The 17,949-nt window shown below is 57.4% G+C and carries 20 protein-coding genes; 3 read left to right on the top strand and 17 right to left on the bottom strand.

The genetic code is table 11. The annotated features are described in order from the left end of the window. Positions 1-22: 22 nt before the first annotated feature. The 6 genes from A1355_RS06080 to A1355_RS06055 all read right to left on the bottom strand — a co-directional run bounded on the left by A1355_RS06080 (position 23) and on the right by A1355_RS06055 (position 6,544). Positions 23-1,372 carry an autotransporter outer membrane beta-barrel domain-containing protein gene (locus tag A1355_RS06080; protein ID WP_064026038.1) on the bottom strand — a complete coding sequence of 450 codons (1,350 nt, stop codon included), beginning with the start codon at positions 1,370-1,372 and terminating at the stop codon, positions 23-25. 131 nt (positions 1,373-1,503) lie between these two features. Beyond that, on the bottom strand, positions 1,504-2,577 hold the full coding sequence (gene modC / locus A1355_RS06075) for a molybdenum ABC transporter ATP-binding protein (RefSeq protein WP_064026036.1): 1,074 nt from the start codon (positions 2,575-2,577) through the stop codon (positions 1,504-1,506). Continuing rightward, entirely contained in the window at positions 2,574-3,260 is a 687-nt protein-coding gene (modB, locus tag A1355_RS06070) for a molybdate ABC transporter permease subunit (RefSeq protein ID WP_064026034.1), read from the bottom strand. Before modB ends, modC begins: the two co-directional genes overlap by 4 nt. A gap of 2 nt (positions 3,261-3,262) precedes the next feature. Next, positions 3,263-4,033: a molybdate ABC transporter substrate-binding protein gene (gene modA / locus A1355_RS06065; RefSeq protein WP_064026032.1), complete on the bottom strand. Its 771-nt coding sequence runs from the start codon at positions 4,031-4,033 to the stop codon at positions 3,263-3,265. Positions 4,034-4,344: 311 nt separating this feature from the next. Then, positions 4,345-5,850 (bottom strand): alginate export family protein, encoded by a 1,506-nt coding sequence (locus A1355_RS06060; protein ID WP_082885385.1) that lies wholly within the window; start codon positions 5,848-5,850, stop codon positions 4,345-4,347. A gap of 352 nt (positions 5,851-6,202) precedes the next feature. After that, positions 6,203-6,544 carry a cupin domain-containing protein gene (locus tag A1355_RS06055; protein ID WP_064026046.1) on the bottom strand — a complete coding sequence of 114 codons (342 nt, stop codon included), beginning with the start codon at positions 6,542-6,544 and terminating at the stop codon, positions 6,203-6,205. A 30-nt stretch (positions 6,545-6,574) separates the two neighbouring features. On the opposite strand from A1355_RS06055, the gene A1355_RS06050 reads away from it, so the two are divergent. Continuing rightward, positions 6,575-7,219 carry a DoxX family protein gene (locus A1355_RS06050; RefSeq protein WP_082885382.1) on the top strand — a complete coding sequence of 215 codons (645 nt, stop codon included), beginning with the start codon at positions 6,575-6,577 and terminating at the stop codon, positions 7,217-7,219. Positions 7,220-7,223: 4 nt separating this feature from the next. Here A1355_RS06050 and A1355_RS06045 read toward each other — a convergent pair whose 3' ends face one another. Beyond that, positions 7,224-7,523 (bottom strand): DUF2288 domain-containing protein, encoded by a 300-nt coding sequence (locus A1355_RS06045; RefSeq protein ID WP_064026028.1) that lies wholly within the window; start codon positions 7,521-7,523, stop codon positions 7,224-7,226. A gap of 87 nt (positions 7,524-7,610) precedes the next feature. On the opposite strand from A1355_RS06045, the gene A1355_RS06040 reads away from it, so the two are divergent. Continuing rightward, on the top strand, positions 7,611-8,318 hold the full coding sequence (locus A1355_RS06040; protein WP_064026025.1) for a hypothetical protein: 708 nt from the start codon (positions 7,611-7,613) through the stop codon (positions 8,316-8,318). On the opposite strand, the gene A1355_RS06035 is transcribed toward A1355_RS06040, so the two are convergent. Further along, positions 8,303-8,854, bottom strand: a complete 552-nt coding sequence (locus tag A1355_RS06035) for a DUF1415 domain-containing protein (protein ID WP_064026023.1) — start codon at positions 8,852-8,854, stop codon at positions 8,303-8,305. The two genes, A1355_RS06040 and A1355_RS06035, sit on opposite strands and share 16 nt — an antisense overlap. A 48-nt stretch (positions 8,855-8,902) precedes the next feature. Between A1355_RS06035 and A1355_RS06030 the strand changes: the two genes are divergently transcribed. Next, complete coding sequence (locus A1355_RS06030) at positions 8,903-9,694, top strand: thermonuclease family protein (RefSeq protein ID WP_231883579.1); 792 nt, start codon at positions 8,903-8,905, stop codon at positions 9,692-9,694. Here A1355_RS06030 and A1355_RS06025 read toward each other — a convergent pair. The 9 genes from A1355_RS06025 to ndk form a co-directional block, all read right to left on the bottom strand. Next, positions 9,691-9,996 (bottom strand): hypothetical protein, encoded by a 306-nt coding sequence (locus A1355_RS06025; RefSeq protein ID WP_064026019.1) that lies wholly within the window; start codon positions 9,994-9,996, stop codon positions 9,691-9,693. The two genes, A1355_RS06030 and A1355_RS06025, sit on opposite strands and share 4 nt — an antisense overlap. Positions 9,997-10,429: 433 nt before the next feature. Further along, entirely contained in the window at positions 10,430-10,933 is a 504-nt protein-coding gene (tpx, locus tag A1355_RS06020) for a thiol peroxidase (protein WP_064026017.1), read from the bottom strand. A gap of 66 nt (positions 10,934-10,999) precedes the next feature. After that, a complete protein-coding gene (gene der / locus A1355_RS06015; protein WP_064026015.1) occupies positions 11,000-12,391 on the bottom strand; it encodes a ribosome biogenesis GTPase Der in 1,392 nt (463 codons plus the stop codon). A gap of 3 nt (positions 12,392-12,394) precedes the next feature. Continuing rightward, positions 12,395-13,606: an outer membrane protein assembly factor BamB gene (gene bamB, locus A1355_RS06010; protein ID WP_064026013.1), complete on the bottom strand. Its 1,212-nt coding sequence runs from the start codon at positions 13,604-13,606 to the stop codon at positions 12,395-12,397. A 16-nt stretch (positions 13,607-13,622) separates the two neighbouring features. Next, a complete protein-coding gene (locus A1355_RS06005) occupies positions 13,623-14,279 on the bottom strand; it encodes a YfgM family protein (RefSeq protein WP_064026011.1) in 657 nt (218 codons plus the stop codon). 13 nt (positions 14,280-14,292) lie between these two features. Continuing rightward, positions 14,293-15,600, bottom strand: a complete 1,308-nt coding sequence (gene hisS, locus A1355_RS06000; protein WP_064026009.1) for a histidine--tRNA ligase — start codon at positions 15,598-15,600, stop codon at positions 14,293-14,295. A 7-nt stretch (positions 15,601-15,607) separates the two neighbouring features. Continuing rightward, complete coding sequence (gene pilW, locus A1355_RS05995; protein ID WP_064026007.1) at positions 15,608-16,375, bottom strand: type IV pilus biogenesis/stability protein PilW; 768 nt, start codon at positions 16,373-16,375, stop codon at positions 15,608-15,610. Then, on the bottom strand, positions 16,365-17,486 hold the full coding sequence (gene rlmN, locus A1355_RS05990; RefSeq protein WP_064026005.1) for a 23S rRNA (adenine(2503)-C(2))-methyltransferase RlmN: 1,122 nt from the start codon (positions 17,484-17,486) through the stop codon (positions 16,365-16,367). The genes pilW and rlmN overlap by 11 nt, the downstream gene beginning before the upstream one ends. Then, positions 17,461-17,892 (bottom strand): nucleoside-diphosphate kinase, encoded by a 432-nt coding sequence (gene ndk / locus A1355_RS05985; RefSeq protein WP_064026003.1) that lies wholly within the window; start codon positions 17,890-17,892, stop codon positions 17,461-17,463. The genes rlmN and ndk overlap by 26 nt, the downstream gene beginning before the upstream one ends. Between the last annotated feature and the right edge of the window lie 57 nt (positions 17,893-17,949).

Genomic DNA, 17,949 nt, shown 5'->3' with positions numbered 1-17,949 from the left:
GTCCGACAGGCTCCTAGGCCGGTTAAAACTCCCAGCGCAATCCGCCTTCCAGCGCGTGATTGTAGGAGCCGGACATAATCAAGGCCTGATAGCCCAAATTCGCGGCCAAGCCGTTCGATAGATTGAGTTGCAGGCCGGCGCCCATGTTGCCCCAATCGCGTTCGGCGGCGTTGGAGACGATGCTCGCCGCCAAGCCGGAGCGGGTAAAGGCGCGGGTGACTCGCGGATCGTTGGCGTATTCGCGCACCCACTCGCCGTTGACGCGGGGTGTCAGCACGCCGAATGGCAGGCTCCACGCATAGGTCAATTCGACGCCGAAGGTGCTGGTGACCGAGACTACGTATTGCTCCGGTACCGTCAGCAGGCCGCTGCCTGCACCCAGTAGGCCCTGTTCGCGGTAGCCGCCGATATTCATGTAAATCGTCGAGGCTTGACCGTAGCCGCGCAGGCTCCAGGCGCCGATGTTGTGGGTATAGCCGGTGCCGGCCAAAATGTTGAATTCGTCGGTTTCGAACTGGGCTTTGGCCCCGCCGCCGCAAGTCAGGCATTGCCGGTTTGCCGCGTTATCGTGTTTGGCGTAACCGGCCGCCAGATCGATATACGTGTTTTCGGTGGGCGTTAAGGTTGCGAAGGGCGAGAATCGAAAGATGTTCGCATCGAAACGGCCTTGGGCGCGATCCAGCTCGGCGGCGGAACTGGTATAGCCGAACAGAATACCGGTCGCGAAGCGCTCGCTGATTTTGAAATCGAGCGCGGCGTTGAAATTGCGGTTGTACAACGCGAAGCCGGCACTGCCGGTATTGCCGTCCACGTGGCCCCAGGAACCGCCGGCATTGACGAAAAATCCGAACGGTCCGACCATGCTGTAGAGGTCGTCGCCGGCACCGCCGCCTTTCGCGGTGGAATGATCGATGCGCAGGTGACGGAGCGACTGTAACGAGCTGGAAATCTGGGTGGTGCTGCGGTTGAGTTGCAAACCGATCGTGGTGGCGTCGTTGACGGCGTTTAGGCTTTTCTGCTCTTGAGGCGTGGTGCCTGTCGCGAAATTGCCGGTCGCATAGGCGGTAAGGCTAGCGCAGTCTTCGATTGAAGTAGCGGTACGGCCTTGGTAGTAACAAGTCAGTAAACCGCCCAGCGTGGCTTCCAGGGTAAAGACATCGTCGGTGACGACGATTTTTGCGGTAGACAAGTCTAGATTGTTGCTGGTTTCGTAGTTCAGTAACTGAGTGTAGGCGGTTTCGATCAGCGAAGCCGACGAAAAGTCGTTAATCGAGTAGCTTTGCAGCGAATCGGAACTGATCAAACTGCCGGTGATCGTCGCGTGGGCGGACATGCTCAATCCTAAACCGGCCAGGGCCAATAGTGTTTTCACGGTTCAACTCCATGGTGTTGAGATGGTAAACCCTCGGGATTATAAGGCCTTAGGCAACTTTGTCACGGTCTAGTCGCCTTGAAACCGCGCGGACTCTGGATGCCCGGTTTGGGCACGTCTCCCCAAGCGACTTAGTTCAGGATGGAAGTGCCCTTGATTTGTGCGTAGACCAGCATGCCGGTTTTTAAGCCCAACACGACGGCGGATTTTTGACTGACGTGCGCCAGTAGCGGCAACGGGCCGACTTGCAAGCCGACCACGCATAGGCCGTCGCACTCGGCGGCAAGCCCGGTGACCGTCGCGGGCAATACGTTGAGGATGCTGGTCGCCGCCGGTTTTTCCAGCGCGATGCTGACATCCCGCGCCTGAATTTGCAGGCGTAGCGGCGTGCCCGCGGCGGCGGGTAAAGCCGCCAAGCTCAGCGAGCCGGCGGCGGTTTCCACGCGGGTTAGATGGTAATCGGATTCATGACTTTGAATTAGACCTTGCCAAACCGTGGCTGCTTCGCGGTCCTGAGCTAGCGGCATGTCCAGTCGGCTCTGGGTTTCGGCGAGCGGGCCAGCGGCTAAAACGCGGCCGTTGGCCATTATCACCAGGTGGTCGGCGAGTTGAGCGACTTCCTGTTGCGAATGCGTGACGTAGACCACCGGGATTTTCAGTTCCCGGTGCAGGCGGGACAAATAGGGCAGGATTTCTTGCTTGCGTTTGAAATCCAGCGCCGCCAGCGGCTCGTCCATCAGCAGTACTTTAGGGTTCAGGGCCAATGCCCGCGCTATGGCGACCCGTTGGCGCTCGCCGCCGGACAGCGCGTCCGGCATGCGTGCCAACAAATGGTCTATGCCCAGCAGTTCCAGAATGTGGGTCAGGTCGACGCCGGCTTGGCCGGTGCGTTTCAAACCGAATTGCAGATTACCCTTGACCGACAGGTGCGGAAATAGATTGGCTTCCTGAAATACGTAGCCCAACGAACGTTGGTGGGTTGGTAAAAACAGCCCGCGTTCGCTGTCCTGCCAGACTTCGCCGTTGATCTGCAAAAAGCCGCTGCTGGATTTTTGCAAACCGGCGATGCAGCGCAGCAGCGTGGTCTTACCGGAGCCGGAATGTCCAAACAGCACCGAGACGCCGCTGCCGGGCAACACCAAATCTACATTGAGTCGAAATTCGCCGTAGTCGAGGTCGAATTCGGCGCGGATGGGTGCGGTCATTTAAGTTGATGGGCGACGGGGTGGGTTTTCAACGCGCTGTACAACGCCATTAGAACGGTAAAGGAAAACAATAGCAGGCCGCCGGCCAACCAGTGGGCTTGTTCGTACTCCATGGCCTCGACGTGGTTATAAATCTGTACCGATACTACTCGGGTCCGGTCCGGGATATTACCGCCGACCATCAACACCACGCCGAATTCGCCGACGGTATGCGCGAAACCTAAAATCGTCGCGGTCATGAAGCCGGGTTTCGCCAAAGGCAGCACGACGCTGAAAAAGGTATCCAACGGTCCGGCCCGTAGCGTCGCGGCGGCTTCCAAGGGTTGCCGTCCGATCGCGGCAAACGAGGCTTGTAGGGGTTGAACGACGAAGGGCAGCGAATAAAACACCGAAGCCACGATCAAGCCCGGAAACGTGAAAGGCAAGGTGCCCAAGCCCAATTCGCTGGTCAGTTTGCCGATGGGGCCTTTGGGCCCCAGCGTTACCAACAAATAGAAGCCCAATACAGAGGGCGGTAATACCAGCGGCAAGGCCACCAACGCGTTGCAGAATCCTTTGAAACGGGAGTGGGTGCGCGCCAGCCACCACGCCAACGGGGTACCCAGAATCAGCATGATCAGGGTGGCCAGGCAAGCGACTTTAAACGTCAGCCACAAGGTGGCGATATCGGCGGAGTTGAGCATGCTTAGGGTTGGCTGGGCAGGCTGTAGCCGTATTTCAAGATGATGGTCGAGGCCGCCGGCCCTTTTAGGAATTCCAGCAATGCTTGCGCGGCGGGATTCTCGTCTCCCTTGTTAAGCAGAATTGCATCTTGCCGGATAGGGTTGTAGCTATCGCTGGGCACGATCCAGCCCGAGCCGCTGCCGATCTTGCCGTTATCGATGACTTGAGACAAGGCGACGAAGCCCAGTTCGGCATTGCCGGTACTGACGAATTGATGGGTTTGCGAGATATTTTCGCCTTGAACGATTAGCGGCTGCAATTTCTCCCGCAAGCCGAGTTTTTTCAAAACGTCAATCGCTGCGGCACCGTACGGTGCCAGTTTGGGATCGGCCAGCGCCAGATGTTTGAAACCGCCCTTGGCGAGGATTTCGCCTTGCTCGTCGACCAAGCCCGGCGTTGCCGACCACAACACCAGCTTGCCCAATGCATAAGTAAAACGAGTGTCGGCGACCGCCAACTCGGCGTTGACCAATTTGACCGCGCTTTCCTGATCGGCGGCCAAGAAGACTTCGAACGGCGCGCCGTTTTCGATCTGCGACACGAATTTGCCCGAGGAGCCGAACGACAGCTTGGCCTCGTGACCGGTGGCTTTTTGGAATTCGGCGGCGATTTGTTCCATTGGTTTGGTGAAGTTGGCGGCGACCGCGACCAGCGTGGTTGCGGCCCAGGCCGACGACGCAGGCAATAGCGAGGTCGCCAGAACGATGGCGCGAAGGGTAAGGCGATGTATCATAGGGTTCTCCCAAAGGTTTAAAACAGCAGGTTCAAAATTCAAACTGACGCAAATGTGTGCCGGCACGAATCGGCACGGCGAAAGCCTCGCCGATCAGGGATAGGGTTTCGGTCATCAACGTGCTTGGTACAAAGTCGAGCCTACCGATCATTAATGGCTACCGGAGTTCGTGAATGCCGAATCATTTCATGCCGAGCAATTTCGGGTTTGACGCCGCCGCCCCCAAGTCAGGAACCGTTACCGATCATCTTACTAACTGGCCTTCTAAGAACCGTCGAGCTATCGGATCTGTCGCGACGTGAGGCGGCTCGTCAAAACCGAAACAAACTTTGCACATAGAAGTAATCGATGTCCTGAGGTGCGGGTGCGTTGGTCGCCGTTTTGGCAAACGTTCCTTTAAATAAGTGGGTCCAGCCGGTTTCGAAATTCAGACTGCTGTTAAAGTCCCAGCGCGCGGTCAATTCGAGTTGCTGGCCGATGAAATTTTTGGTCTTCCCGGTTCTGTCGCGCAGCATGGTGGTCGCGGTGCCGGAAGTTGTCCAGCCGTCCTTGTCCTCGGCCAGCCAGAAAAAACGGTGGCTCAGGCCGAGCTGGACTGCCGAAGTCGGCGCAAGATTGATGCGGTAGCCCGGCGAGTTGATGTTGCTGCGAGCGAAGGCGCCATAGATGCCGGTCGCGCCGAAGTCTCCCCGTCTGACGCCGTATAAGGTATCGAAGCGTTGATCTTTGTTGTCGTTGGGGTCGTGGTCGCCGCTGGCGTAATCGTATTCCAAACCCAGTCGCGGAGACCAAGGGATTCCTAGGGTATAGCCGACATCCAGATGTTGGAACCAGGCGGAGTGTTCTTGATCTAGGCTGGCGGAGGCAGCGGTCGATGCGCGAACCGTCCCGAATTGGCCGATGGTTTCGGTTTGGAAGTCAAATTTGTCCTTGCCGGGTTTTCGGTAAAAACGCATGCCCGGCGTAAAATAACGGCGATTGCGAGTTTGATTGCGAATGCTGTCGCCCTCGTCGAGGTTGTACAGGTATACCTCGCTGTTGACGCCCCAGCCGATGTCGAAAACCTCTAAAAAGCCGCCGGAAAACCAAGTATGGGTGTCTTCCTCATCGAATTCGTGGGTCTCGTCGAGGATATCGACGGCAGTGTTCGGGTAACGAAGTACAGGCATCGTCACAAAACTGGTGAATTGCCATTTGTCGTAATCCAGAACCCGCAGTTTTACCCCGGTGAAGGTGTTCATGGTGTTGCGCATCGCGTTACGGGCGACCAGGCGGCGGCTCCCCAAATTCAGGGTTTGCCGGCCGGCGACCACTTCGGTGCCTAAGCCACTGTAAAACACGTTTTGGTCCGCCCAGGCAATATAACCTTGTAGAAAATCCGCGGTATCGGCGTGAGTGTTGTTAACGCCGGAGCCGCTGTCGGCGCCTAAGGCCCGCGAATCCACGAATTCGGTCGCGAAACGGAATTGACCGAGGTGCGCTTGCAACCACAAGTCGGTTTGCAATGGAATTTGTTGGTCGCCTCCCTTGGCGTTTGCTGTGAAGCGTCCATCCAGGCTTTCGTAGCGGGTGCGCTGTTCAATCGATATGTCCAACCATTTGGGTAACTGCAACGCATCGTGCAGATTCCAGACCGGCTTTTCGAATTTACCGCCGCCCAACAACGCATCGTCCATTTGACTGGAGAAGGCTGTGACGGCGGGTTTGGTGTAGGTTTTGGCTTCGGCGCAGTCTGCCGGATTTGCGTTAACTCTAGCCAGCGCCATCGCAATCAGGTAGCGGCCGGAAGTGGGGGTGGAGAATGGGCAATTAATCATCACGGTATCCCTGGTTAGTTTGTCGGACGACGGCTCCTTCCGGCGGTCCGGTTTCGGAGTCTCGTGGTTAGCCGGCAAAGACTGGACTCAAAGTATATCAGCCGTTATGTATCATTGATAATAACGTAGAGCAAATACACTATTGCCGGTCAGTTAATTTTAGTCGAGGCTGCGCAAATGGCTGACTAGGGCGCGTTGCTAGGATTTTCAGGCGTTGGAACCGTATTCCGGGCGTAGCGGCGACCTCGATTGGGAGCGTCGTTTCCAAAACGTCGCCGGAACTGACGAGGTGGAGTAAGATGGCTGGCGCCTGTCGAGAAGTTCGGAAAGGTTGCGTGACCGAGAGCTGGATTTAGACGCTAGTCGATTTGGATTCTAGATGAATGGCCAGCCAGACGGTTTCTGTGTCGGGATCGGTCCAATCGACCCGATGCCGGCAGTGCGCCGGAATCAGCAAATAGTCGCCGGCCCGCATCTCCAATACCGCCCGGTCCGCGAACGCGAGTCTGGCCCTACCTTGCAGAACGATGACCCATTCGTCCTCGGCTTGATCGTACCAATCGTCTGGAGCGCTGGCATGGCCCCGCGAGACGATGCGCTCGATGCGGGCGGTAGGCGCGGCATGCAAGGTTTGGCATAATTCGGCCGGCAATCGGCTGGGAATGTCGGCGAAGATCGAAGAACAGCCAGTCATGATAAAAACGAACATTTCGAGGGGGAGAGCATGAATAATACGACGTTTGCCACGTTAATGAACATCGCGGCCGAAAAGGTGCCGGTCGCGGCGCGTTGGTGCCGAAAGGCTTGCGACACCGCCAGGTGTCTGGATTTTCTGGCGCCGCTGCTGATCCGGCTATATTTGGCGCCGGTATTTTGGATGGCCGGAACCAAGAAATTCGCCAACTTTACCGACACCGCCGCATGGTTCGGCAATGCGGAATGGGGCTTGGGCTTGCCCGCGCCGTATGCGCTGGTGTTTCTGGTGGCCTTCGTCGAGACCTTCGGCGCCTTGTTTTTAATGTTCGGTTTTGCAACGCGGGTGATCAGCCTGCCGTTGTCGGTCATCATGGTGGTGGCGGCCGTGACCGCGCATTGGCAAAACGGTTGGCTGGCCATCGCCACCGGTAGCGGTCTATTCGCGACCGATCGTACCGTGGCGGCGATCGAACGATTGGACAAGGCCAAGGAGATTTTGCAGGCTCAGGGCGATTACGCCTATTTGACCGAATTCGGCAGTCTGGCGATGCTGAACAACGGGATCGAATTCGCGGCGACCTATTTCGTGCTATTGGTTGCGTTGTTTTTTCTGGGCGGCGGCCGTTACGTCAGCGCCGATTACTGGCTTAAACGCAAATACCTGATCGATTGAGCACTCAGCGCGCTTGTACCAGCACCCACGGTTTGACGACGACGGCCCAAACCAGGCTGTCGTCGGCATACCAGCGTCCGGCTTGCTCGTCGCTAACATGGCCGATACGGCCGCTATTCAGCCATTGCTCGACTTGGGCCTTGTTGTCTTGGGAGAATTGCCAAGCCACGTCTACTAAATCCAAATCGGCGGCGACGGCAATCGCCAGTCCGGCCGCGAAGAAACGTTGCAATTCCCGCCAGGCGATGGCGGAGGTTTCCAGATTGATTTTGGCGAATTCGGTAGGGTTGGCGGTGTCGGTCATTAACATTTTCCGGCGGCTGGGCGATGGTGTAGTATGCACGGCTATTTTAACGCAACCCGATCGGTTAACCATCAGCGAGGATTTTAGATGTCGTTATTGAGTTCCATTAAAAAACGTTCGACGTTGGATGCGGCGATCAAGCAAGTTGCCCAAGCCCGCAAAGCCGACGGCGGTAGGGCCGAGCAATTGTTCAAGGGCGCTTATCAAGGTTTCGCCAGCGTGGTATCCGACCAGCCCCTGGTGGCGGACGGCTTGTATCATTGGGGTTTTGCGTTATTGCACGAAGCCAAGACCAAGCAAGGTCAGGAGGCGGTCGAAATCTACGAGGACGCGATTTCCAAGTTTTCGTTTTGTCTGTTGATCGCGACCAATTATCTGGGGGCCGCCATCGACGGCGGCGTGGCATTTATGGAATTGGCCCGGATCAGTCCGGACGAGAGCAAACCGGGCTTGTATCAATTGGCCGAGAGTTTTTTCGAAAAAGCGTGCGACATTCAAACAGGTAGCGCAGCTTATAACTTGGCTTGCATTTTTGCGTTACGAGGCGACCAAGAGGCTTGCTTGGGGGCTTTGCGGACGGCACGCGATTACGGCAGCCTGCCTGACGAGCCCAACATACTGCAAGACGAGGACATGGCGGAAGTGATCGACCAGGCTTGGTTCAAGGATTTTCTGGAAGAAGTCCGAGCCAAGGTAGCCGAACCCAAGGAAAAGCTTAAAGACGTTCAAATCGATGTCGAGCCGAATTTTAAGTTGAAAAAGACCGAAGATTTCGACTACTACTCCAAATCCTGAAAGCAACCGGCAAGGATGTCGCGTAATTTCTCCACCCCCATTCGCCGGGTCAACGCAATATTGCGTTCCGGGATCGTTTCGGGATGGGCGTAATGGGCCAGGGCCGCCGCGATGCTGGCTTCTCGGATCAGATGCAGCATCGGGAACGGCGCGCGATTGGTGTAATTGGCGGCATCCTCGGCATCGACGCGGTCGAAGCAATAGTCGGGATGAAAGCTGGCCAGCTGGTAAATACCTTCGTAGTCCTGATCGCTCAGCAACTGTTCGGCAATCGCCAACAGGTCCAGGAAATCGTCGAAATTCTGAAAGTCCTCGTTAAAAATCAACAAGGTGGTTTCGGTTTCCGGTTCGGCGTCCAGATGCAGGCACTCGCTAATCAAGGTTTCCAACGCGAATTCCAGGCTGTTGCCGGCGACGAGCCGGTATCGGATACTGCCGCGTTGATGCTCGCGCCGGGCGAAAGGGCAGATGTCGTAGGCAATCACAAAGTGTTCCAGCCAACGGCGGGTGGCAGTAATCGCGGGGTGTTCAGTCATGGTTAGTGGTGGGTGATGGCTAAGCGGTGGGAATTATGCGGGCTAGGCATGCTGCTTGTCTCCGTGGCTCAGGGCGGCGACGTTTATCGTTGGACCGATGCGCAAGGACGGCGGCATTATTCGGACCGGGGTACCGAAAGCGCCGAGGTTTTGAGTGTCGATCCCGGCGTCGCGCTGGTCGAAGTCGAGAGGGTCTACGACGGCGACACTATTTTATTGGCAAACGGTGAAAAAATCCGATTTCTGGGCGTCAATACGCCGGAAGTTGCCGGTCGCAACAAGTCCGCCGAAGCGGGCGGAGAACAAGCCAAGGCTTGGCTGCGCGCCAAATTGGAGCGCCGAAAAGTGTATTTGGAAGGCGACGTCGAGAAACAGGACAAATATCAACGCCGATTGGCTTACGTGTTTACCGAGTCGCGTGAATTCGTCAATCTGGAGTTGGTTCGGGCTGGCTTGGCGATGGTCAACATATTCCCGCCGAATCTGAAATATGTCGATAGCTTGTTGGCGGCTCAGCGCGACGCCGAACGAGCCGGTTTGGGTATTTGGGGTCGGTCCGAGTACGCGGCGCAACCCTATGCCAGCTTGAACGCCGAAAATTATCACGGTTGGAAGCGGTTGACGGGCCGAATTAGCGGTATCAAACGCACCGCGAAATATAGCTATCTGCAATTTTCCGACGGGGTGGCCGTCGCGGTGGAAAATCGCTATGCCTCTTTGTTTCCGCCGCTTGCGTCCTATGTCGGCCGGCAAGTCGAGGCCAGAGGTTGGGTCCGGCGCAGCAAGGACAAATTCGCGTTGCAAGCGCGCCACGGCGGCGACATCCTGCTCGGCGACTAATCGTCCGCGAACAGCTCGCGGATCATCTGTTTTTCGTCGTCGTTGAGCAGATCGTCGGCGGACAGCAGGCGAACCCGGCGGAACGCGTGTTCGGTGGCGGCGGAGCGCAACGAGGCGCGCCTGTCCATCGCACGGCGTTCGGACTGACGCCGATCGCCCGCTCGCCGGTCGAATTTCGGCCAGAGCAGATACTGTTCCCGCATCATCGCAATCCATTCCTCGCTGTTGAAAGCGTAGGGATTGGTTCTGCGTTCTGCTTGGCGACGTACGACGCTACGGCGCGCCGAGAGCTTGCTATCCATTAATGGCGGTTTTCCAGGCTGCTCCTACCCTGCTTGCTATTTGATCCGGCCGATTAAGGAACGACCGGATGGGTAGGCAATTGGTTTCGAATGCTGCTTTTTAGCGCGATTACCATAGTAAATAGAGGTTTTTTCGCCTAAAAAAGCAACGGGCACCTTGATTTTATCTGGAAATCGACTAGCGGGCGAGACCTTCGGTCTCGGCGTTTTGAGGAGGAACGTCCCGAGTCGCTTGGCGGCGGAACTGGAAAGTTATCCAGTAAGGGCGCAAGATTATGTTCCTAGGCCATTATTCGTGGGTTGGTCGCGCGTTCGAGTTGTACTGCCTTTAAAATGCAAAATTTGGTAAATTCCGCCGAAGCACAACGATTTCGACCGTGAAAGCGGTTGAAATCGTGGTTGCTCCTTAAGAAAGCGTTGCGAATTCGGCTGATCAGGCTTTGGAGAGAGCTGCCAGCGCTGCCGCGTAATCGGGTTCGTCGGCAATTTCGGCGACCAGTTCGGCATGAATCACGGTATCGGTTTCATCGAGTACCAAGACCGCGCGCGCGGTCAGGCCGGCCAGGATGCTGTCCAGCAATTCGACGCCGTAATCTTGCGCGAAGCTGGAGCGGAATGTCGAAAGCGCACCGACATGTTTGATACCTTCGATTTCGCAGAAGCGCACCTGGGCGAACGGCAGGTCGGCCGAGATCACCAAGACTTCGGTATTGTGCAGATGGGCCGCCTTCTCGTTGAACTTGCGGGTCGAGGTGGCGCAGGTTGGGGTATCCAAACTGGGGACGATATTCAGTAATTTACGCTTGCCGGCAAAGTTGGTCAGGCCGACATCTTGCATCTTTCGGTTGGTCAGCTTGAAATCCGGGGCTTGGGAGCCGATAGTCGGTAAATCGCCGCAGGTATTGATCGGTTTGCCTTGGAAGGTGATGGTGGCCATGCAGTTCTCCGGGAATGGCTGAACACAATAGCCGGGCGTCGTACCTCGGCTCTGTTCGCGGGTTAGCTATTTGTGACGCTTGCTGAAATCGATCAGCCGCTTGCGTTTCTTGACTTGGCGGTCGCTAAGCTGGTTTTTCTGGCCGTGGAACGGATTCTCCGGCGATTTGAACACCAGCCTGACCGGTGTACCGGCCAAGCGCAATTGCTCGCGGAAATAGTTCATCAGATAGCGCTTGTAGGCGCCGGGCAGCACGTCGGTTTGTACGCCGTGAATCACGACGACAGGCGGATTGCGGCCGCCTTGGTGCGCGTATTTGAGCTTGATGCGTCGGCCGCCGACCAGCGGCGGTTGGTGGGCCGCAACCGCGTCGCTAAGAATGCGGGTCAACAGCGGTGTGGACATGTCCACCATCGCCGAGTCGTACAAGGTATGTACCACGTCGAACAGTTTGCCGACGCCGCTGCCGTGCAGTGCCGAAATCGGATGTTTTTCCGCGAAATCGAGGAAGGACAATTTCATCTCGATCTGCTTCTTGACGAAGTCCTTGTGTTCGGCGTTCAGGCCGTCCCATTTGTTCAAGCCGATAATCAGTGCCCGGCCGGCTTCCAACACCAAGCCCAAAATGTGGGCGTCCTGATCGGTGATGCCTTCGCGGGCGTCGATCAGGTAAATCACCACGTGGGCTTTTTCGATGGCTTGCAGCGACTTGATGATGCTGAATTTCTCGACGGTCAGCGAGACCCGCGAGCGGCGGCGCATACCGGCGGTATCGATCAGCGTGAATTTTTTGCCGTCGCGTTCGAACGGAATGTAAATGCTGTCGCGGGTGGTGCCGGCTTCGTCGAACACCACGACCCGTTCCTCGCCGAGCAGGCGATTGACCAGCGTGGACTTGCCGACGTTGGGCCGACCGACGACCGCAATGGCAATGCCGGGATCGACTTCCTGAAACTCATCGGCCTGAGGTGGGAGCAGCGTGTCGATCTGGCCGAGCAATTCGTGAACGTTGCGGCCGTGGGCGGCGGCGATCGCCACCGGTTCGCCCAGACCCAAGCCGTAGAAATCGTTGGCGACGGTGTTGCTGTCGATGCCGTCTATCTTGTTGACGACCAGCACCACCGGTTTGCCCAACTTGCGCAGCATGTCGGCGATGGCTTCGTCCGACGCGTTGACGCCGTCGCGGGCGTCCACTAAAAAGAACACCACGTCGGCTTCTTGCAGCGCGATTTCGACCTGCTTCTTGGCGAACACGTCAATGCCGTCGCGCTCGTCGGTAATACCGCCGGTATCGACGACCAGGCAGTCGCGCTCGCCGCGCTTGACTCGGCCGTACTGGCGGTCGCGGGTCAGGCCAGGATAGTCGGCGACCAGCGCTTCGCGGCTGCGGGTCAGATAATTGAACAGCGTGGATTTGCCGACATTGGGGCGGCCGACCAGGGCGATGACGGGTAGCATGATTTAGTGGACTCTCAACGCGGCCAAGGTGCCGTCTTTAGCGTAAACATAAACGGTATCGTCCACGACGACCGGCTTGGCCTCTATCGCGGCCTTGCCGACCTGAATGCGGCCCAGCTGGCGGCCGTCGGTAATCGACAGCCAGTGCACATAGCCCTCGTAATCGCCGACCACCACATAGTTTTGGTAGGCAACCGCGGCGGTCAATTGCCGATTGTGCAAATCCTTTTGTTTCCACAGCGACGCGCCGCTACGTTGATCCAACTGCCAGACCTCGCTTTTGGTATCGCTGACGTAGAGATAACGGTAATCTAGGCTCAAGCCGCTATACGACGACACGGCTTCGTTGCGCCACAGCACATCGCCGTCGACTTCCGACACCGACGAGGTGCCGCCTTGAAAGCTGGCGATATAAATCGCCCCGCGGGCGGCGACCGGATCGACGTCCAGATCGACCAAGCGTTCGACTTCGGAACGTCCGCTCGGAATCGCGATCGTGGCTTCCCACAAGGCCTTGCCGTCTTTTAACTGTAAGGCCTGCAATTTACCGTTGGCCGAGCCGATGACGACGCTGTCGTCGATGACGATAGGGGCGCCGGTACCGCGTATGCTCAGGGCCGGCACGCTGTGCTCGAACGACCACAACACGCCGCCGCCGTTTTCCTGCAAGCCGAGGACCTTGCCGTCGGTGGTGCGGACCAGGACGATGCCGTGGCTGACCACCGGCGTCGCCAGTACTTCGCTGGGAACGTCGGTTCTCCAACGTTGCTCGCCGGTGCCCTTGTCGAAGGCTACCACTTCGCCGGTGCTAGTGCCCATGATGACGCTGTGCGGCCCCAGACCGGGGCCGGCCGAAAAGCTGTACTCGCTATTGTTTTCCCAGGTCAAACTGCCGTTGCCGGCGCCGCGCGCTTGCAAATGGCCCTTGTGGTCGCCGACGTAGACGCTGCCCTCCGCGGCGGCCGGGATCAGTTTCAGATATTTTTCGTCGGCGCCGCTACCGATCGATTCCTTCCAGACGATTTCGGGCTGGACTTCCATCGTATATTCTTGCAACGTCGCCGGCGGGTCGGCGTTATCGTCGTCGCCGGTAATGTATTCGGTGATGCCGGAGATGAAGTCGCGGCCGGCATCCAGACCGGCGCAACCGCCGAGTAACGGCAGGCAGGCGATCAGAGCGGCCAGCGGGTGAAGTCGATAAATCCTGGTCGGCATGTGCATTGAATGAGGGTTAGTTGGCGGCTGGCGGCGCTAACGGCGTTTCGGTGCTCAGATCGTCCAGCTTGAATTGAGTCAGCGGCGTGGCTTGCCCGGTGCGGATCGCGCTTTGGTAAGCGTTGCGGGCCTCGTCCGGCCGGTCCAGGGCGACGTAAAAGTCACCTTGCAGTTCGTCGTAGGCGGCGGCAAAGCCTTCCGATTTGGCGGGGTCGACCGACGCGATCAGTTGCAGGCCTTGTTCGAATTCGCGGCTGGCCAGCAGCAACTGGAGCAGACGCAGGCGAGCGACATGGCGCAGTTCGTCGCTGGTGGTGGTTTCGACGGTTTTTTTCAACAGGGTTTTCGCGCCTTCCAGATCGCCTTGTTCGACCTTGGATTTCGCCAATTCCAGGCCGGCGAACTCGGCGTAAGCGGTTGACGGAAACTCGCTAGGCAGGCGCTCGGCCAGTTTTTCGGTCGATTCGCGGTTGCCGGAATTCGCGCTTTCCAGCATCTGCTGAAACATCAGCGAGGCCTGGCTGTTTTTTTCGGTGTGATGGTTTTGCCACAGATTCCAACCGGTCACCAGGACCAGCGCGGTGACGACGCCGGCAATCACGGCTGTCTGATTGGCTTCCCACCATTTTTTCAACTGTTCCAGTTGTTCTTCTTCGGTATCGTAAATTGCCACGGTAATTCTCTACTTAGTTTGCGGTTGTGTGAAATCGTTGCTGTTGCCAGGCGCGCAAGGTTTCGATGAGCGCCTGATGATCCAGCGTGGTTTGTTCCTGTTCAAGGCGCAACGGCTTTAGCGCCGCGACCTGGTTTTGGGCTTCGTCGTCGCCGATGATAATCGCGTATTCGGCGCCGGATTTGTCGGCCTTTTTGAATTGGCTCTTGAAGCTGCCGCCGCCGCAATTGACCTGGATTTTTAAGCCGGGCAGGGCATCTCTCAGCTGCTCCGCCAATCGCATGCCAACGGTTTCGGCCTGTTCGCCGACCCGGATCAGATAAACGTCGACGCCGGCCGGAATGTCGACGTGTTCCAATTGTTCGATCAGCGCCAGAATACGTTCCATGCCCATCGCGAAGCCGATCGCATGGTTGGCCTTGCCGCCGAGTTGCTCGATCAGGCCGTCGTAACGGCCGCCGGCGCAAATCGTGCCTTGCGAACCTAGGCGTTCGGTGACCCATTCGAACACGGTTTTGCCGTAGTAATCCAGGCCGCGTACCAGACGGGTGTTGATCGCGTACTTCAGCCCCAAGTCGTCCAACGTGCCTTTCAGACGGTCGAAATGCGCCAGGCTGTCTGTGCCCAGATGATCGAGCAGAACCGGCGCGCCGCGCAGCATCGCCTGCATGTCGGGGTTTTTGCTGTCCAGAATACGCAGCGGATTGGTATCCAGGCGGCGGCGACTGTCTTCGTCCAAGTAATCCAGGTGTTGATTGAAGTATTCGACCAGCGTGCCGCGGTAGGCCAGCCGTTCTTCGGCGGTACCCAGCGAGTTGATTTGCAGTTCGACCATGTCGCGGATACCGAGGCGTTTCCAAAGCCGATCGGTTAACAAAATCATTTCCGCATCGATGTCGGGACCGGCCATGCCGTAGGTTTCGACGCCCAACTGGTAAAACTGGCGGTAACGGCCTTTTTGCGGACGTTCATGGCGGAACATCGGTCCGTAATACCAGAGCCGATGGCTTTGATTGTGCAACAAACCGTGTTCCAGACAGGCGCGCAGACAGCCGGCGGTGCCTTCCGGACGCAAAGTCAGCGAGTCGCCGTTGCGGTCGTCGAAGGTGTACATTTCCTTCTCGACAATATCGGTGACTTCGCCGATCGAACGTTTGAACAGCTCGGTTTTTTCGACGATGGGCAGCCGAATTTCCTGATAACCGTAGGCGCCGAGCACGTCGCGGGCATGACCTTCCAGCCATTGCCAGTGCGGCGATTGCTCGGGAAGAATATCGTGCATGCCTCGGATGGCCTGTATGGCCTGCTGTTGTTTTGCCATGTTGGGTTTACTTGCTAATCGCGGATTTAACGAGTTGAGCTTCCTTCGAAGCCGGGAAAGCGGATAGGAGTTTGTCGCGGTACTCTTCGGCCAGTTTGCCGTTGCCCAGCGAGCGTTCGGTTTGAAAAGCCAGCCACAGGGTTTCCGGGGTGTGATTGGCGACGGCCAGATAGCGTTCCAGGAAGCCGCGCGCCGACAGATATTGGCGGTTCTGATAACTGATTTTCTGCATCTCCAGCAAGGCCGGAGCGTATTCGCTTTGGGCTTGCAAGGCTTGGCGGAAATAGCCTTCGGCCTGCTGCGCGTCGTTTTGCTTGAGCGCGCAAGCGCCGAGATTGGTCAGTGCGAACCACGGCCGGGTGTTCATTGCCGAGTCCAGCGCTTGCTTCAATAGTTCCACGCCTTGGTCGACCCGGTCGCGTTCGCATTGAAACCGGCCGTAATTGTTCAAGGTGCTGAAATTGGCGGGGTCGCGGCTTAAGGCGCTACGGTAGCTGTCGTCGGCGGCGTCGTAGTCCTTGACCCGCTCGTAAAACACCGCCAATGTGTTATGGATTTCGGCATTGCCGGAGTCCAGGCTGAGCGCGGTTTGCAATTTTTCGCGGGCGGCGTCCAACATGCCCATGTCCAGATAGCGAGCGCCCATTTGCAGATTGAGCGTGGCCTTTTCGGCATTGCTCATCGACGGCTTGATGTCTGGCAGCAAGCCGCACCCGCCGGTCAGAAGACCGGCGATGCCGCAGATAGCCCAGTATCGTATCGGTTTACGCGACATTGCCGCTGCCGTGCGCCTGCATCGCTTGGAGTTTTAGATGGCGGCGACTTTTATCCTGGACTTGGCCGACCAGTTGGCCGCAGGCGGCGTCGATATCTTCGCCGCGCGTTTTGCGTATCGTGGTGACTAGTCCCGCGTCCTGCAGAATGTCGCGAAAGCGCAGGATGTTGGCGCTGCTGGAGCAACGGTACGACGACTGCGGGAACGGATTGAACGGAATCAGATTGAGCTTGGACGGGACGTTCTTCAACAGTTTGACCAAGGCGCGCGCGTGTTCGGCGCCGTCGTTGATGCCGTCCAGCATCACGTATTCGAAGGTAATGTGCTTGCGCGGACCGGTCTTGGCGTAGTCGCGGCAAGCGTCCATCAGTTCGGCGAGCGGGTATTTGACGTTGATCGGCACCAATTGGTCGCGCAGTTCGTCGTACGGCGCGTGCAACGATACCGCCATGCTGACGTCGCAGACGTCGCCCAGTCTTTTCATCGCCGGCACGACGCCGGAGGTGCTGACGGTGACCCGGCGTTTGGACAAGCCGTAGGCGAAGTCGTCCATCATCAGATTCATCGCCGCGACGACATTATCGAAGTTCAACAGCGGTTCGCCCATGCCCATCATCACGACATTGGTGATGCGGCGCTCGGGCCCGAGGCGTTGTTGGGCCAGATAAAGCTGGCCGACGATCTCGGCGGTACTTAGATTGCGGTTGAAGCCTTGCTGGGCGGTCGAGCAGAAACTGCAGGCCAGCGCGCAGCCGACTTGCGACGACACGCACAAGGTCGCGCGCCGATCTTCCGGAATATAGACCGTCTCGACCCGATTGCCGCAGCGCATTTGCATCGCCCATTTGCAGGTGCCGTCGCTTGCCAATTGTTCCGTGACAATGTCCGGCGCCCTGACTTCGCAATGTTCCCGCAAGTGCTGGCGCAACGATTTGCTCAGGTTGGTCATTTGCTCGAAATCGGCAACGCCTTCCTGATAAATCCACTTCAGTAATTGGGTGGCGCGAAACGGCTTTTCGCCGAGTTCGACAAAAAAGGCTTGCAGACCTTTTCTGTCGAAATCCAGCAAATTGACCAATGCCGGTTTAGCGGATGCGGTCGCAGAGTTCATTCGCGCTGAAGAAGTAAGCGATTTCTCTGGCGGCCGATTCCGGAGCGTCGGAGCCGTGAACGGCGTTTTCGTCGATGCTGACCGCGAAATCGGCGCGGATCGTGCCCGGCGCGGCTTCTTTAGGGTTGGTCGCGCCCATCAGTTCGCGATTTTTCAGAACGGCGTTTTCACCTTCCAACACTTGTACGACGACCGGACCGGAAGTCATGAAGCTGACCAAGTCTTTAAAAAAGCCGCGTTCCTTGTGTTCCGCGTAAAAGCCTTCGGCTTGGTCTTGGGTCAATTGCAGCATTTTCGATGCAACGACGCGCAGTCCGTTTTTTTCGAAGCGGCTGACGATTTCTCCAATCACGTTTTTTGCGACGGCGTCGGGCTTGATGATGGAGAAAGTACGTTCGATGGCCATTGATTTAACTCCCGTAGGTTTATGATTAAAAAATAGAATAGGGCATTATAACCCGTT

Source organism: Methylomonas koyamae (assembly GCF_001644025.1).
Lineage (GTDB): Bacteria > Pseudomonadota > Gammaproteobacteria > Methylococcales > Methylomonadaceae > Methylomonas > Methylomonas koyamae_A.
The sequence above is the reverse complement of the archived record's forward strand: the minus strand, read 5'-3'. Positions and strand labels throughout refer to the sequence as shown.

Excerpts from the sequence above, each read along its gene's own strand:
- modC (WP_064026036.1), bottom strand. The coding sequence starts at position 2,577 with ATGACCGCACCCATCCGCGCCGAATTCGACCTCGACTACGGCGAATTT.
- modB (WP_064026034.1), bottom strand. The coding sequence starts at position 3,260 with ATGCTCAACTCCGCCGATATCGCCACCTTGTGGCTGACGTTTAAAGTC.
- modA (WP_064026032.1), bottom strand. The coding sequence starts at position 4,033 with ATGATACATCGCCTTACCCTTCGCGCCATCGTTCTGGCGACCTCGCTA.
- A1355_RS06060 (WP_082885385.1), bottom strand. The coding sequence starts at position 5,850 with ATGATTAATTGCCCATTCTCCACCCCCACTTCCGGCCGCTACCTGATT.
- A1355_RS06055 (WP_064026046.1), bottom strand. The coding sequence starts at position 6,544 with ATGACTGGCTGTTCTTCGATCTTCGCCGACATTCCCAGCCGATTGCCG.
- A1355_RS06050 (WP_082885382.1), top strand. The coding sequence starts at position 6,575 with ATGAATAATACGACGTTTGCCACGTTAATGAACATCGCGGCCGAAAAG.
- A1355_RS06045 (WP_064026028.1), bottom strand. The coding sequence starts at position 7,523 with ATGACCGACACCGCCAACCCTACCGAATTCGCCAAAATCAATCTGGAA.
- A1355_RS06040 (WP_064026025.1), top strand. The coding sequence starts at position 7,611 with ATGTCGTTATTGAGTTCCATTAAAAAACGTTCGACGTTGGATGCGGCG.
- A1355_RS06035 (WP_064026023.1), bottom strand. The coding sequence starts at position 8,854 with ATGACTGAACACCCCGCGATTACTGCCACCCGCCGTTGGCTGGAACAC.
- A1355_RS06030 (WP_231883579.1), top strand. The coding sequence starts at position 8,903 with ATGCTGCTTGTCTCCGTGGCTCAGGGCGGCGACGTTTATCGTTGGACC.
- A1355_RS06025 (WP_064026019.1), bottom strand. The coding sequence starts at position 9,996 with ATGGATAGCAAGCTCTCGGCGCGCCGTAGCGTCGTACGTCGCCAAGCA.
- tpx (WP_064026017.1), bottom strand. The coding sequence starts at position 10,933 with ATGGCCACCATCACCTTCCAAGGCAAACCGATCAATACCTGCGGCGAT.
- der (WP_064026015.1), bottom strand. The coding sequence starts at position 12,391 with ATGCTACCCGTCATCGCCCTGGTCGGCCGCCCCAATGTCGGCAAATCC.
- bamB (WP_064026013.1), bottom strand. The coding sequence starts at position 13,606 with ATGCCGACCAGGATTTATCGACTTCACCCGCTGGCCGCTCTGATCGCC.
- hisS (WP_064026009.1), bottom strand. The coding sequence starts at position 15,600 with ATGGCAAAACAACAGCAGGCCATACAGGCCATCCGAGGCATGCACGAT.
- pilW (WP_064026007.1), bottom strand. The coding sequence starts at position 16,375 with ATGTCGCGTAAACCGATACGATACTGGGCTATCTGCGGCATCGCCGGT.
- rlmN (WP_064026005.1), bottom strand. The coding sequence starts at position 17,486 with ATGAACTCTGCGACCGCATCCGCTAAACCGGCATTGGTCAATTTGCTG.
- ndk (WP_064026003.1), bottom strand. The coding sequence starts at position 17,892 with ATGGCCATCGAACGTACTTTCTCCATCATCAAGCCCGACGCCGTCGCA.